Consider the following 15,472-nt stretch of genomic DNA (forward strand, 5'->3'; position numbering starts at 1 on the left):
AGAGCAGTAGTGACACGCCTGTCCCGCGCGGTCGTCCCGCATCCGTGTCCGCCTGAGTCGGTAAGTCCTGAGTTTCCGCACGGGTAGGCTGGGGCGTCCCTTCTCGGCCGTGCAGCCAGCGCGGCCCGACCCCCTGGAGTTCTTTCGCCCGTGGCCCCCACCAGCACGCTCGATTCCGTCATCAACCTCGCCAAGCGCCGGGGCTTCGTCTTCCAGTCCGGCGAGATCTACGGCGGCTCGCGCAGCGCCTGGGACTACGGCCCCCTCGGCGTCGAGCTGAAGGAGAACATCAAGCGGCAGTGGTGGCAGCGCTTCGTGCGCGGTCGCGCCGACATGGTCGGGCTCGACTCGGCCGTCATCCTGCCGAAGAAGGTCTGGGAGGCATCCGGCCACGTCGCGACCTTCACGGACCCGCTCGTCGAGTGCCTGCACTGCCACAAGCGCTTCCGCGCCGACCACCTGCAGGAGGCCTACGAGGCGAAGAAGGGTCGCGCGCCCGAGGGCATGACCGACATCGTCTGCCCGAGCTGCGGCACCCGCGGTCAGTGGACCGAGCCGCAGAACTTCTCCGGCATGCTCAAGACCTTCCTCGGCCCCGTGGACAACGAGGAGGGACTGCACTTCCTCCGCCCGGAGACCGCGCAGGGCATCTTCGTCGACTTCGCCCAGGTCGTGACGACCTCGCGCCAGAAGCCGCCGTTCGGCATCGGACAGATCGGCAAGGCGTTCCGCAACGAGATCACGCCCGGCAACTTCATCTTCCGCACCCGGGAGTTCGAGCAGATGGAGATCGAGTTCTTCACGCCGCCCGCCGAGGCCGCGGAATGGTACGAGAAGTGGGTCGCCGATTCGATCGGCTGGTACACCGACCTCGGCATCGATCCGGCGAACCTGAGGCGCTTCGACGTGCCCGACGGCGAGCGGGCGCACTACAGCGCGGCCACGGCCGACATCGAGTACCGCTTCGGATTCGCGTCGGGGGAGTGGGGCGAGCTCATGGGTATCGCCAACCGCACTGACTTCGACCTGTCGAACCACATCCGTGAGTCCGGACAGGACCTGCGCTACTTCGACCAGGCGTCCAACGAGCGCTACACGCCGTATGTGATCGAGCCGTCGTTCGGCCTGACACGCGCGCTGATGGCGTTCCTCGTCGACGCCTATCACGAGGACGAGGCGCCGAACACGAAGGGCGGAACGGATGTGCGCACCGTGCTGCGCCTCGATCGTCGCCTCGCGCCGGTCAAGGCCGCTGTGCTGCCGCTGAGTCGCAACGAGCGGCTGTCGCCCGTCGCGCGGGGACTCGCCGACGACCTGCGCCAGTTGTGGAACATCGAGTTCGACGACGCCGGCGCGATCGGGCGCCGCTACCGCCGGCAGGACGAGATCGGCACGCCCTTCTGCATCACGGTCGACTTCGACACGCTCGACGACCACGCCGTGACCGTGCGGGAGCGCGACACGATGGCTCAGGAGCGCATCCCGCTCGAGGGGATCCGCGCGTACCTCGCGGAGCGCCTGCTCGGCGCGTGACCCCCGCGCCGGGCCCCTGTCGCTCCTGAGCCTCGGGAGCCTCGGGGGCTCGGGAGCTTCGGGGGCCTTGCCGGCCCCTGTCGCTCCTGAGCCTCGGGAGCCTCGGGAGCCTCGGAAGCTTCGGGAGCCTCGGAAGCGAGGCAATACGTGTTGCGGTCGGGCCCGGCGCCCAGGCTCGGCGCACGGGCCTGTCGCCCGGGTGTCGCGCTCGGCGCGGCCTCACGTCCGAAAATTCAGGAGTTGCGTGTGGCGCGCGATGCTACTCGCCCGTGATCCGCAGCAACCCCCGCGCAACTCCTGAATTTCCCAGCGCTCGGCGCGACGTCCACTCCTGCACAGGGCGGCAGGACGGACGGCTGTCCCACGGATCGGCCGAACGCGCGCCCGGCGCGCGTCCCATGCGAGACGCTCCCGGCATGACGACCGTTGCCGACATCGTGGACTCACTGGGAGGGCTGGCCACGAAGCGCCAGCTCGTGGCGCGAGGCGCTCGCGATCATCACCTTACGGATGCGGTGCGCGACGGCAGCGTCCGGCGCGCGCGTAACGGCTGGTACTCGACCTGGGCCGTGAGCGACCTCCGTTTCCAGGCGGTGAGAATCGGCGGCCGCCAGACCGGGTTGTCCGCGATCGCTGCGCTCGGGGGCTGGGTGCGCGAGGTGACGGTGCTCGACGTGGCAGTCCCCGCCAACGCGTCGCGCCTCCGCAAACGGAACGTCCGGCGCCCCTTCGACTACAGCGCGCCCGGCGGGGTGCGCCTGCATTGGGAGTCGAGGGATGCCGCGGGTCGGGGCAGCGCGGCCATCGTCGGTCTCGTCGACGCCCTCACCCGCGTCGCACTCGACGAGCCGCTCGAAGATGCCGTCGCCGCCTTCGACTGGGCGCTGCACACGGGGCGGATCGAGGTGGAGGATGCCATCGCCATCATCGAGCGACTCCCGGCTCGGATGGCCGACCTCCTCGACTGGCTCGACCCGGAGTGCGAGAGCCTGCCCGAATCCCTCGCGAGGACGCGCGCTCGGCTGCGCGGCCTGCGGGTCACGTCGCAGGTCCCCGTCGGTCCCCCGACGGCTCGTGGGGGACGTCAGCGCGGTGACCTTCTCATTGAGGACGTCGTGATGCTCGAGATCGACGGCAGAGACGCGCATCTCGAGACGTTCGAAGCTGATCGCTCGAAGGACCTCGACATCACGATCGACGGATTCCACTCGATCCGGCCGGCGGCGAATCACGTGTTCCACGACTGGGGGCGGGTCGCTCGCGCGATCGACACGGCGATCGTGCTCCGCCGGGGCAGCACCCCGTCGCGTCTCGAAAACTCAGGAGTTGCCCGCCACGCCGTCCGTCGGAACGGGGCGCACGGCCGACGGCGCCGCGCAACGCCTGAGTTTCCGCCGAGCGGGGCGGGAGACAGGCCGAGCGGGGCGGGAGACAGGTCGGGCCGCGCGGGAGACAGGTCGGGCCGCGCGGGAGGCCGGCCGGGCCGCGCGGGAGACCGGCCGAGCCCGGTGGGAGCCGCGCGGGAATAGGAGCGCGGCTCGTCGGTTGACCTCGGTGTGACTGAACCGATCAAGGTCGACATCTGGTCCGACGTGCAGTGCCCCTGGTGCTACATCGGAAAGCGCAAGTTCGAGGCGGGCGTTGCAGCGTTCGGCGGCGACGTCGAAGTCGAGTACCACTCGTTCGAGCTCGCTCCCGACACCCCGGTCGACTTCGACGGAACTCCGGTCGACTACCTGAGCCAACGCAAGGGCATACTGGTGCCGCAGGCGGAGCAGATGCTCGAGCGCGTGACCGGCATCGCGAAGACGGTCGGGCTCGACTACGACTTCGACCACGTGCACCAGACCAACACGGTGATCTCGCACGAGCTCATCCATTTCGCCAAGTCCAAGGGACGCCAGCTCGAGATGAAGGAGCGCCTGCTCGCGGCGTATTTCATCAACGGCGAGCACGTCGGCCGCATCCCCGACCTGGTCGAGATCGCCGTCGAGCTCGGCTTCGACCGCGATGAGGTCACCGAGGCTCTCGAGTCGCACCGCTACCTGCCCGACGTGAAGGCGGACGTGGCGCAGGCTGCGGCGTTCGGCATCCAGGGCGTGCCATTCTTCGTCATCGACGGGAAGTACGGCGTCTCCGGCGCCCAGGAGTCGGCGACGTTCGCGCAGGTGCTCGCGCAGGTTTCGGCAGAGCGGGAGAGTGCAGCGTGACGGATGCGATTCCCGCGACGGACGGCGCCCGGCCACCGTTCACGATGCTGGGCGACGCCGGCGCGACCGTCTGCGAGGGCGACGCGTGTCTCGTGCCAACGCCGCAGCAGCGTGTGAACGCTCGACTCGACTCCGACGAGGTCTGATCCGGCCGCCCGGCAGCTCATCCTCGCCGCGCGTGTGTTCGGAAATTCAGGAGTTGCGCGCGCGTTGCGGCTCATCGGGGCCATGGCACACCATCAGCGCGACGCAACTCCTGAATTTCCGAACTCACCGGGCGGGAGGCGGGGCGGTGAGCGTCGGCGGCGTCCCGGAGCGGGGTCAGTCCGAGATGTCGGCGACCGTCGCGCCGAAGGCCGCGATGAGGGCGTCGGCGTCGACCCAGGCGCTCCAGCCGTGCTCGCCCGCGCCCAGCGCGACACGGCGGCCCACGATCGACGCGTCGGCGAACACCGGCCAGGAACCACGCGCGCCGAGCGGAGTGATCGTCCCGCGCTCGTAGCCCGTCGCCTCGAACGCCTGTCCGGCGTCGGGCAGCTGCAGTCGGTTGACGCCGACCACGGCGCGCAGCTTCTTCCAGGAGATCTGCCTGTCCCCGGGGATGAGCGCGAACAGGAATGTGCCGTCGTGCCGTTTCACCACGAGCGACTTCACGATGTCGGCCGGGCTGATCCCGAGAGTCGCGGCCGCCTCCTCCAGGGAGCCGGCCCGCGGTCGCTCCACCACGTCCACCGCGAGACCCCGCGCTGCGGCATCCTGCACGACCCGCTCCCGCCCCATGTCGTCCCCCTCTGCGAGAATGGATGCGATGTCCTCCATTCTCGCCGCCCCGACCGCGGGTGGGCGCGCCGAGCGCCCGCCGGTCGACGAGCGCGCCAGCCGGGACGAGCGCGCCCGGCACGCCGAGTCCCGACCCGACGCCGAACGGATGCCGCCCCCCACGCCCCTCGCCCCGGCGGCGCCGCGGTCCGGTGCTGCCACCACTGGCCCCGGCCCCGGCACCGACACCGTGCCCGCCGCCGCAGGTCCCGGCACCGTTTCCCGCGCCGCCGCGTCCTCCCGCTCCGACACCGTGCCCGCCGCAGCCCCCGGCACTGGCCACGACACTGGCACTGGCCCTGGCACCGTTTCCCGCGCCGCCGCGTCCTCCCGCTCCGACACCGTGCCCGCCGCAGCCCCCGGCGCTGGCCCCGGCACCGTTTCCCGCCCCGCCGCGTCGTCCCGCCCCGCCGCCTCGCCCGCCACCGTGCCCGCCGCAGCCGCAGGCGCGCCCGCCGCGCGCCCGCTGCCAGCTGCAGGCGCCGCGCGCCCGCTGCGCATCGGCCCGCTCGAGCTCGACGTGCCCGTCGTGCTCGCGCCCATGGCGGGCATCACGAACACGGCGTTCCGTCGACTGTGCCGCGAGTACGGCGCCGGGCTCTACGTGAGCGAGATGATCACGAGCCGCGCCCTGGTCGAGCGCACACCGGAATCGATGCGCCTCATCCGTCACCACGAGTCGGAGACGACCCGCAGCATCCAGCTCTACGGTGTCGACCCGGCGACCGTGCGCGACGCCGTGACGATGCTCGTCGCCGAGGATCGCGCCGACCACATCGACCTCAACTTCGGCTGCCCGGTGCCCAAGGTGACGCGAAAGGGCGGCGGCGCGGCGCTGCCGTGGAAGCTCGACCTGTTCCGCGAGATCGTCGAGAACGCGGTGCGGGCCGCGGGCGACATCCCGCTCACGATCAAGATGCGCAAGGGCATCGACCCCGGGCACCTCACCTACCTCGAGGCGGGCCGCATCGCCGAGGGCGCGGGCGTCGCATCCATCGCCCTGCACGCGCGCACGGCGAGCGAGTTCTACAGCGGCGCCGCCGACTGGGACGCGATCGGCACCCTCAAGGAGACGATCACGAGCGTGCCTGTGCTCGGCAACGGCGACATCTGGAGCGGCGACGACGCGGTGCAGATGATGCAGCAGACCGGATGCGATGGCGTCGTCGTCGGGCGCGGCTGCCTCGGCAAGCCGTGGCTGTTCGGCGACCTGCACTCGTCGCTTACGGGCGGCGGTTCGAAGGCCGAGCCGAGCCTCGGCGCGGTCGCCGACGCCTTCCGTCGGCACGCCGAGCTGCTCGTCGAGTTCTTCGGCGACGAGGACCGCGGCTGCCGCGACATCCGCAAGCACGTCGCCTGGTATTTCAAGGGCTACCCGGTCGGCGGCGACCTGCGGGCGGCGCTCGCGACGAGCGAGTCGCTCGCGCAGATCGATGAGCTGCTCGGCCAGCTCGATCGCGGACAGCCCTATCCGGGGTCGGATGCGGAGGGCCAGCGCGGCCGCGCCGGCACACCGAAGTCGCCGGCGCTGCCCGATCGCTGGCTGGAGTCGCGCGAGCTCGCCGCGTCGCACCGCGCCGAGGTGGCCGCGGCCGAGCTGCACCACAGCGGTGGCTGAGCGGGTGGCCGCCCCGCTCGGCCGCACCGCGGGATACACGGATGCGGACGCCGAGCGCTGGTTCCCCGAGGAGCACTCGAGCCGGCGCAGCGACTTCGCGCGCGACCGCGCCCGGCTGCTGCACTCATCCGCGCTCCGCCGGCTCGCCGCGAAGACGCAGGTGCTCAGCCCGACGCAGGGCCTCGACTTCGCCCGCACGCGGCTGACGCACTCGCTCGAGGTGGCGCAGGTCGGGCGGGAGATCGGGGAGGCACTCGGGCTCGACCCGGATGTCGCGGACACCGCCTGCCTCGCGCACGACATCGGGCATCCACCGTTCGGCCACAACGGCGAGCGCGCCCTGAACGCCTGGGCGGAGGACGTCGGCGGCTTCGAGGGCAACGCGCAGAACCTGCGCGTGCTGACCCGGATCGAGCCGAAGGTCGTCGGCCCGGACGGCCGCAGCTACGGCCTCAACCTCACCCGCGCGAGCCTCGACGCGGCGTCGAAGTACCCCTGGCCGGCCGCGACGAGCGTCGGAGACCCGAGCGGCCGGCGCAAGTTCGGCTACTACGCGGACGACGCGGCCGTTTTCGAGTGGATGCGTGTCGGCGCGCCCGAGCGTCGGCTGTGCATCGAGGCGCAGGTGATGGACCTCTCCGACGACATCGCCTACTCGGTGCACGACTTCGAGGACGCGATCGTCGGCGGTTACCTCGACGTGCCCGCCCTCACCGCGCGCGTGGATCACGACGACCTCGTCGCGTCGATGTTCGCCTGGATCGGCGGCGAGTTCGACCACGGTGAGCTCATCGCGGCGTTCGACCGACTCGACGACCTGCCGTACTGGCTGAGCGCCTGGGCGGGCACGCGCGTCGACCTCGCCCGCCTCAAGAACCTCACCTCCCAGCTCATCGGGCGGTTCGCGCACGCGGCCGTGCACTCGACGCGCGCCGCCTATCCGCGGCAGTCGCTCATCCGGTTCGGCGCGGATGTGGTGGTGCCGCGCGAGACCCGGGCCGAGATCGCGGTGCTCAAGGGCATCGTCGCGGCGAACGTGATGTCGACGAACGCGCGGCAGCCCGTGTACGCGCACCAGCGCGATGTGCTCACCGAGCTCGCGACCACGCTGCTCGAGCGCGGGGGGCGCGACCTCGACGTCGTGTTCGCCGCCGACTGGGCCGAGGCGACGGATGATGCAGCGCGCAAGCGGGTCGTCGTCGACCAGGTCGCGTCGCTCACCGACCAGTCGGCCCTCGCCTGGCACGCGCGCCTCGTCGGCTGACGCGCCCCGCCGCGCCGCGCGGCCCGGCCCCGCGCCGCGCCCCGCCCCGCCCCGCCCCCGCCCGCCCGAGATTCGGAAATTCAGGAGTTGCGCGAGCGCTGACCCCGTTCGCGGGCGCAGTGCGGGGGCACCCGCGCGCAACTCCTGAATTTCCGAACTCCCCCCGCGGGGGAAGGGCGGGTGGGCTGGGGAGAACCGCGGCGGGTGCACCGATCGGCGCCGGGACCGGCGGCGCCCGGCGGCCGCCCGTAGACTCGGCGCCGTGGCGGGCCTCATCCGACAGAGCGACATCGACGAGGTGCGGTCGCGCACCAACATCGTCGACATCGTCGGTGACTACGTGACCCTGAAGAGCGCGGGCGGCGGGTCGTTCAAGGGGCTGTGCCCGTTCCACGACGAGCGCAGCCCGAGCTTCCACGTGCGACCCCAGGTCGGGTTCTACCACTGCTTCGGGTGCGGTGAGGGCGGCGACGTCTTCCGGTTCCTGCAGAGCATGGACCACGTCACCTTCCGCGAGGCGGTCGAGCGGCTCGCGGCCCGCATCGGCTACGAGCTGCACTTCGAGGACGGCGGCCAGGCCACCGACCATGGCAACCGCGCGCGCATCCTCGCGGCGAACGCCGCTGCGGAGGAGTTCTTCCGCGGCCAGCTCGGCAGCGAGGAGGCGGAGCCCGGCCGCCGCTTCCTCGGCGAGCGGGGCTTCGACCCGGCGGCGGCGCAGCGCTTCGGCGTCGGCTTCGCGCCGCGCGGCGACGCGCTCGCCCGCGCCCTGAGAGCGCAGGGCTTCAGCGAGGAGGAGCTCGTGACGGCCGGCCTGCTCGGGCGCGGGGAGCGCGGCGACGTGTACGGCCGGTTCCGCAGCCGCCTGGTGTGGCCGATCCGCGACGTCACCGGCGCGACGCTCGGCTTCGGCGCTCGCCGGCTGCTCGAGAGCGACACCGGCCCGAAGTACCTCAACACGCCCGAGACGGCGGTGTACCACAAGAGCCAGGTGCTCTACGGCCTCGACCTGGCCCGCCGCGACATCGCGCGCGAGAAGCAGGTCGTCATCGTCGAGGGGTACACGGATGTGATGGCCGCCCACCTCGCGGGCGTCACGACCGCGGTCGCGACCTGCGGCACGTCGTTCGGCGTCGACCACGTCAAGATCATGCGGCGCCTGCTCGGCGACTCCGACAACCCGAACGTCGCCGCGACGGGTGAGGTGATCTTCACCTTCGACCCGGATGAGGCGGGCCAGAAGGCCGCGAGCCGCGCGTTCGCCGAGGAGCAGCGCTTCGCCGCGCAGACCTTCGTCGCCGTCGCCCCCGACGGCCTCGACCCGTGCGATCTGCGTCTCGCGAAGGGCGACGACGCCGTGCGCAGGCTCGTGCGCACGCGCAAGCCGATGTTCGAGTTCATGATCCGCCGCGAGCTCGCGAAGTACGACCTCGAGACCCCCGCGGGCCGGGTCGCGGCGATCCGCGAGGCGGCGCCGATCGTCGCGGGCATCCGCGATCCGGCGCTCCGCGAGGGCTACGCGCGGGAGACCGCGAAGTGGACGGGCGAGGACCCGCTCACCGTGCGCCGCGCCGTCGGCCTCGACCGGCGCGGCGGGCTGGGCCGCGGCGACGCCGCCGCGTCGGGCCGAGGCAACGCCGCCGGGGCGGGCCGTGGCAACGCCGCCGGGGCGCAGCGCGACCTCGGCGCCGGGCCGCAGCGCGGCGGGCAGGCGCGCGATCGGCCGCCGCGCGATCCCGCCTCGGGCGGCTCGGCGCCGGGGGCCGCGACCGCGCCGGGGGCCGCGACGGCGCCGGGGGCCGCGACGGCGCCGGGCGCGCTCGACCCGTACGGCGCATCCGCCCCGGCGCTCTCGTTGCACACGCTGCCGACCGACCCCGACACGCGCGCCGAGCGCGACGCCGTGATGGCCGTGCTGCAGCGCCCGGCGGATGTCGGCGCCGACCTCGTGCGCGCGCTCGGCGACGTGCGGTTCGGCTTCGCCCCGCTCGCGGCCGTGCGCGACGCGATCGGCCTGCACCTGGGCGAGCTGGAATCCGCCTCCTGGGTCTCGACGATCGTCGAGGAGGTGCCGAGCGCGTACGCGCCGTTCGTGCAGCAGCTCGCCGTGGCGCCCGTGCCGAGCGCCGAGGACCGCCTCGCCGCGTACTGCCGCCAGGTCGTCGTCGACGTCATCGACCGCGACCTGTTCCGCCGCAAGCGCGACCTGCTCGGCGCGCTGCAGCGCACGGATGCCGCGGCCGACCCCGACCGGCACCGGCGCCTGCAGCAGGACCTGGTCGCCATCGAGTCCGCGCGCCGGGGCCTGCGCACCGAATAGCCGCGCGCTCCGATGTTGCGCTCGTGTAAACATCCGTACGCGGAGAGTCGCTCAGGTGGAACGCTCGTGCGCGTGCGTGCTAGACCGGGTCTACACAGCATCCGGGGACACGTCTGTGCCCGTCTGGATCGGACCAGGAAGAGGTAGCGGATATGGCATCCGTGTTCACACGCAAGCGCGCCCTCGTGGCCGCCGCCGGCATCGCGAGCGCAGCGCTCGTGCTCGCCGGCTGCGCGACCACGACGAACAAGCCGGGCTCGAGCTCGGACTCGAGCGACGGCATCGTCATCGGAACGACCGACACGGTCACGTTCCTCGACCCGGCGGGCAGCTACGACAACGGCTCGTTCGCGATCATGAACCAGGTCTTCCCGTTCCTGTTCAACACGCCCGAGGGCTCGCCCGACGTGCAGCCGGACATCGCCGAGTCGGGTGAGTTCACCGACCCGAACACGTTCACCGTGAAGCTCAAGCCGGGCCTGAAGTGGGCCAACGGCGACGACCTGACGAGCTCCGACGTCAAGTTCACCTTCGACCGCCAGCTCGCGATCGGCGCGAGCGGCGCCGACAACGGCAACGGCCCGTCGTCGCTGCTCGGCAACCTGGACAGCGTCGACGCGCCCGACGACACGACCGTCGTCTTCCACCTGAAGAGCGCCAACGACCAGACCTTCGAGCAGGTGCTCTCGAGCCCCGCCGGCCCGATCGTCGACGAGCAGGTGTTCGCGGCCGACGCGATCACGCCCGACGCCGACATCGTCAAGGCCGACGCGTTCGCCGGTCAGTACACGATCACCGACTACGACCTGAACAAGCTCGTGCAGTTCCAGGCGTACGACGGCTACCAGGGCCTGCTCGGCCCGGCCAAGACCAAGACGGTGACCCTGAAGTACTACACCGACTCGTCGAACCTCAAGCTCGACGTGCAGCAGGGCAACATCGACGTCGCGTTCCGCAGCCTCTCGGCGACGGACATCGCCGACCTGAAGGGCGACAGCAAGGTGCAGGTCGTCGACGGCCCCGGCGGCGAGATCCGCTACATCGTGTTCAACTTCGACACGATGCCCTACGGCGCGAAGACGGATGACGCGGACGCGGCCAAGGCCCTCGCGGTCCGGCAGGCGGCCGCCGACCTGATCGACCGCCAGGCGATCGCGACGGACGTCTACAAGGACACCTACACGCCGCTCTACTCCTACGTGCCGGACGGCCTCACGGGCGCCACGAGCGTGCTCGAGGACCTGTACGGCGACGGCGACGGCGGCCCCGACGCCGACAAGGCCAAGGCGACCCTCGAGGCCGCGGGCGTGAAGACCCCGGTCGACCTCAAGCTCCAGTACGTCTCCGACGGCCACTACGGCCCGTCGAGCGCCGACGAGTACGCGGCGATCAAGGAGCAGCTGGAGTCGACCGGCCTGTTCGCGGTCGACCTGCAGTCGACGGAGTACGCGACGTACTCGAAGGAGCGCACGCAGGACGCCTACCCGGCCTACCAGCTGGGCTGGTTCCCGGACTTCTCGGACGCCGACAACTACCTGACGCCGTTCTTCTCGAAGGACAACTTCCTGAGCAACCACTTCGACGACGCCGAGGTGCAGGACGACCTGGTCGCCGAGTACACCACCGGCGACGCGGAGGCGCGCACGGCGGCCATCGAGAAGACGCAGGCGGATGTCGCGGCCCAGCTGTCGACGCTGCCCCTGCTGCAGGGCTCGCAGGTCGCGGTCGCGGGCAAGGACGTCTCGGGCGTGACGCTCGACGCATCCTTCAAGTTCCGCTACGGGACGCTCACGAAGGGCTGAGACACCCGCACCCGGGTCGGGGCGGCACCGCACGGTGCCGCCCCGACCCGCGTCTCCGTCAGCCCCCGCGCCGTCCACGGCGCTCGCACGAAAGGCACCCGTGAGCTCGCAGGCCACCGATCAGGTCACCGCGGCGCCGGTCGACCCGGCCCCGGCAGCCCCCCGACGACGTCGATCCGGCGGGGGCGGGCTGTGGCGCTACCTCGTGGTGCGCTTCCTGCTCATCATCCCGACGGTGTTCATCCTCGTCACGATGGTGTTCTTCCTCATGCGCCTCACCGGCGACCCGATCACGGCGGCGCAGGGCGGCCGACTGCCCCCCGATGAGCTCGCGCGCCGCATCCACGCCGCCGGGTACGACCGGCCGATCCTCGTGCAGTACGTCGAGTACCTCGGCAACCTGCTGCGCGGCGACTTCGGCACGACGCTCACCGACGGCACGCCAATCACCCAGCTGCTCACCGAGTACGGCGGCGCGACGCTCGAGCTCGCGCTCTACGCGATCATCGTGGCCGTCATCGTCGGCATCCCGCTCGGCATGATCGCGGCCCGTCTGCGCGACCGCTGGCCGGACGCCGTGCTGCGCGTGCTCGCGATCCTCTGGTACGCGACGCCGGTGTTCTTCGTCGGCCTGCTGCTCAAGCTCGTCTTCGCCGTGTGGCTCGGCGTTCTCCCCGTCGCCGGCCGCGCCTCGACGAGCACGGAGATCGACATGCAGTCGATCACGAACGCGACCGGCCTCTACCTGCTCGACGCCATCCGCCTGGGCAGCGCCGCGGACATCGTCGACGTGCTGCAGCACGCCGTGCTGCCGGCCATCGCGCTCGGCTTCCTCACGGCGGGCGTGTTCCTGCGGCTCGTGCGCACGAACGTCATCGGCACCCTGTCGCGGGAGTACATCGACGCGGCGCGCTCGCGCGGCGTGAGCGAGTTCCGGCTCGTGACGCGCAACGCGTTCAAGCCCGCGCTCATCCCCGTCATCACGGTCATCGGCCTGCAGGTCGCGATGCTGCTCGGCGGCGCGATCCTCACCGAGACGACGTTCGAGTGGCGCGGGCTCGGCTACCAGCTCGGGCACTACCTCGGCGCCCGCGACTTCGTCGCGGTGCAGGGCATCGTCGCACTGCTCGCCGTCATCGTCGCCGTGACCAACTTCATCGTCGACGTCGTCGCGGCGATCGTCGACCCGCGAGTGAGGTACTGATGGCGAAGCGATCCCTGCTCGACCGGCTGCCGGTCGTGCACCAGGTGCGCCAGAGCGTCGGCGTTCAGCGCGGCATGCTCGTCACGGGCCTCGTGCTCACGGTGCTGTTCGTCCTCGTGGCGATCTTCGCGCCGCTCGTCGCGCCGTACGGCTTCGCGCAGCTGCGCGACGCCGCGGGCCACGCGTTCGGCGCGCAGCAGCCGCCGAGCGCCGAGCACCTGCTCGGCACGACGGTCGGCGGTTTCGACGTGCTGTCCCGGGTGATCTGGGGCGCGCGCACGGCGCTCACGACCATCGTCATCGCGGTCATCCTGTCGCTGCTGCTCGGCGTGGCGCTCGGCCTCGTCTCGGGCTACCTCGGCGGCTGGGTCGATCGCGTGCTCGTCGTCATCGCCGACGCGGTCTACGCGTTCCCGTCCCTGCTGCTGGCGATCGTCACGGCCATCATCATCTCGGGCGGCCGGTCCGGACTCTGGCAGGGCATCTGGTCGGCGGCCATCGCGATCACCGTGATCTACATCCCGCAGTACTTCCGCGTCGTGCGCGCGGAGGCCGCGCGCATCAAGTCCGAGTCGTTCGTCGACGCCGCGAAGGTCATCGGCACGCCGACCGCGCGCATCATGACGCGTCACGTGCTGCGCAACGCGACCCGCACGCTGCCGCTCATCGCGACGCTCAACGCCGCCGAGGCGATCTCGACGCTCGCGGCGCTCGGCTTCCTCGGCTTCGGCATCGAGCAGACCTCGGCGGCGGAGTGGGGCTACGACCTCAACCGCTCGATCTCCGACGTCACGGCCGGCATCTGGTGGACGTCGATCTTCCCCGGTGTCGCGATCGTGCTCGTCATCCTCGGCATCACGCTCGTCGGCGAGAGCCTCAACGACCTCGCCGACCCGCGCCTGCGCACACGGCGGAGAGCGGATGTCGGCGAGCCGCTGACGGCGGACGTCGCGGTCGGGCCGGGCGGCGCCATCCTCGACGACCGGCAGCCCGCGACGGGGGAGATGGGGACACGATGACCGGCACCACCGAGAACGTGCTCGCCGTCCGCGACCTCGAGGTCTCGTTCGCGAGCGACTCCGGCACGGTCGCCGCCGTGCGCGGCGTGAACCTGACCGTCGCGCCGGGCGAGGTCGTCGCCGTGGTCGGCGAGTCCGGCAGCGGCAAGACCGTGACGGCGAAGTCGATCCTCGGGCTGCTGCCCGAGACCGCGACGACGCGCGGCGCGGTCGTGCTCGACGGCGACGACATGCTCGCCGTCTCCGGCCGCCGGCTGCGCGAGCTGCGCGGCACGCGCGCCGCGATGGTGTTCCAGGAGCCGTCGACGGCGCTCAACCCGGTCTACACGGTGGGCTGGCAGATCGCCCAGGGCCTGCGCGCGCACGGCAGGTACACGCGCAAGCAGGCGCGGGCGAAGGCCGTCGAGATGCTCCGGACCGTCGGCATCCCGGATGCGGCCGAGCGCGTCGACTACTACCCGCACCAGTTCTCGGGCGGGCAGAAGCAGCGCATCGTGATCGCCATGGCGCTCGTGCTCGAGCCGGGACTCATCGTCGCCGACGAGCCCACGACGGCGCTCGACGTCACGGTGCAGGCGGAGATCCTCGAGCTGCTGCGTCGCGTCGCGGCGGACTTCGGCACGTCGATCCTCATCATCACCCACAACATGGGCGTCGTCGCCGACCTCGCCGACCGCGTCGTCGTGATGTACGAGGGCGAGGTCGTCGAGCAGGCGCCCGTGCGGCAGCTGTTCTCCGCGCCCGAGGCGCCCTACACGCGCCGGCTGCTCGCCGCGGTGCCGCGCATCGGCGAGCGCGTCTCGGCCCGGTCGGTCGTCGACCCGGACGCCGAGCCCGTGGTCGCGGCGGACAGGCTCGTCATCGAGTACCCGGGTCGCCTCGGCCGCGGCGGGTTCCGCGCGGTCGACGGGGTGAGCTTCACGATCGCGCCGGGCGAGGTGCTCGGCCTGGTCGGCGAGTCCGGCTCCGGCAAGACCACGATCGGCCGGGCCATCGCCGGGCTGCAGAGCGTGAGCGGCGGCTCGCTGCGCGTGCTCGGGCACGAGATGCTCGGGGTGCGCGAGCGCGAGTTCCGTCCCGTGCGGCGCGACATCGGCTTCGTGTTCCAGGACCCGGCGACGAGCTTCAACCCGCTGCTCACCATCGGCCAGTGCATCGCCGAGCCGCTCGTCGTGCACGGTCGCGCCAGGGACGCGGATGCGGCATCCGCCCGCGTCGCCCAGCTGCTCGACGCGGTGGAGCTGCCCGCCGCCTACGCCGCGCGCTTCCCGCACGAGCTGTCCGGCGGTCAGCGCCAGCGCGCGAGCCTCGCGCGCTCCCTCGCGCTCGACCCGAAGCTGCTCATCGCGGACGAGCCGACGAGCGCGCTCGACGTGAGCGTGCAGGCGCGCGTGCTCGAGCTGTTCGGCCGCCTGCAGGACGAGCTCGGCTTCGCCGCCCTGTTCATCAGCCACGACCTCGCCGTCGTCGACCTGCTCGCCGATCGCATCGGCGTGCTGTACCGCGGTGTGCTCGTCGAGGAGGGCACGGGCGAGGACGTGCTGCAGCGGCCGCGGCATCCGTACACCCGGCGCCTGCTCGCGTCGCTGCCCGTGCCCGACCCGGTCGAGCAGGCCGAGCGTCGCGAGCGCCTCGCGGCGATCGTCGCGGCCGAGGCCGCCGCCGCGGGAGAGGACTGACCGG

The 15,472-nt window shown here is 72.0% G+C and carries 12 protein-coding genes; 11 read left to right on the forward strand and 1 reads right to left on the reverse strand.

Features of this window, described 5'->3' with window-relative positions; translation table 11 throughout:
* Window positions 1-150: 150 nt before the first annotated feature.
* From QT381_RS02380 to QT381_RS02395, 4 genes are all read left to right on the forward strand, one after another.
* The gene (locus tag QT381_RS02380; protein ID WP_289247093.1) at window positions 151-1,533 is read left to right on the forward strand and encodes a glycine--tRNA ligase; all 1,383 of its coding nucleotides are present in this window, start codon (window positions 151-153) and stop codon (window positions 1,531-1,533) included.
* Window positions 1,534-1,802: 269 nt separating this feature from the next.
* Window positions 1,803-3,062, forward strand: a complete 1,260-nt coding sequence (locus QT381_RS02385) for a putative endonuclease domain-containing protein (protein WP_289247094.1) — start codon at window positions 1,803-1,805, stop codon at window positions 3,060-3,062.
* Between the two features lie 27 nt (window positions 3,063-3,089).
* Window positions 3,090-3,743: a DsbA family oxidoreductase gene (locus QT381_RS02390; RefSeq protein WP_289247095.1), complete on the forward strand. Its 654-nt coding sequence runs from the start codon at window positions 3,090-3,092 to the stop codon at window positions 3,741-3,743.
* Window positions 3,740-3,889, forward strand: a complete 150-nt coding sequence (locus tag QT381_RS02395; RefSeq protein ID WP_289247096.1) for a hypothetical protein — start codon at window positions 3,740-3,742, stop codon at window positions 3,887-3,889. The genes QT381_RS02390 and QT381_RS02395 overlap by 4 nt, the downstream gene beginning before the upstream one ends.
* 175 nt (window positions 3,890-4,064) lie before the next feature.
* Here the strand turns inward: QT381_RS02395 and QT381_RS02400 are convergent, their stop codons facing one another.
* On the reverse strand, window positions 4,065-4,523 hold the full coding sequence (locus QT381_RS02400; RefSeq protein WP_289247097.1) for an aminoacyl-tRNA deacylase: 459 nt from the start codon (window positions 4,521-4,523) through the stop codon (window positions 4,065-4,067).
* A gap of 505 nt (window positions 4,524-5,028) precedes the next feature.
* Between QT381_RS02400 and dusB the strand changes: the two genes are divergently transcribed.
* From dusB to QT381_RS02435, 7 genes are all read left to right on the forward strand, one after another.
* Window positions 5,029-6,180 (forward strand): tRNA dihydrouridine synthase DusB, encoded by a 1,152-nt coding sequence (dusB, locus tag QT381_RS02405; RefSeq protein WP_289247246.1) that lies wholly within the window; start codon window positions 5,029-5,031, stop codon window positions 6,178-6,180.
* A 4-nt stretch (window positions 6,181-6,184) separates the two neighbouring features.
* A complete protein-coding gene (locus QT381_RS02410; RefSeq protein ID WP_289247098.1) occupies window positions 6,185-7,444 on the forward strand; it encodes a deoxyguanosinetriphosphate triphosphohydrolase in 1,260 nt (419 codons plus the stop codon).
* A gap of 262 nt (window positions 7,445-7,706) precedes the next feature.
* Entirely contained in the window at window positions 7,707-9,764 is a 2,058-nt protein-coding gene (gene dnaG, locus QT381_RS02415; protein WP_289247099.1) for a DNA primase, read from the forward strand.
* Window positions 9,765-9,916: 152 nt separating this feature from the next.
* Entirely contained in the window at window positions 9,917-11,566 is a 1,650-nt protein-coding gene (locus QT381_RS02420; RefSeq protein WP_289247100.1) for an ABC transporter substrate-binding protein, read from the forward strand.
* Window positions 11,567-11,756: 190 nt separating this feature from the next.
* Window positions 11,757-12,770, forward strand: coding sequence for an ABC transporter permease (locus QT381_RS02425; RefSeq protein ID WP_289247247.1), 1,014 nt, complete (start codon window positions 11,757-11,759; stop codon window positions 12,768-12,770).
* Window positions 12,770-13,789: an ABC transporter permease gene (locus tag QT381_RS02430; RefSeq protein ID WP_289247101.1), complete on the forward strand. Its 1,020-nt coding sequence runs from the start codon at window positions 12,770-12,772 to the stop codon at window positions 13,787-13,789. Before QT381_RS02425 ends, QT381_RS02430 begins: the two co-directional genes overlap by 1 nt.
* On the forward strand, window positions 13,786-15,468 hold the full coding sequence (locus QT381_RS02435; protein WP_289247102.1) for an ABC transporter ATP-binding protein: 1,683 nt from the start codon (window positions 13,786-13,788) through the stop codon (window positions 15,466-15,468). Before QT381_RS02430 ends, QT381_RS02435 begins: the two co-directional genes overlap by 4 nt.
* Window positions 15,469-15,472: the final 4 nt, after the last annotated feature.

Source organism: Galbitalea sp. SE-J8, assembly GCF_030345695.1.
Taxonomy (GTDB): Bacteria; Actinomycetota; Actinomycetes; order Actinomycetales; family Microbacteriaceae; genus JAUASV01.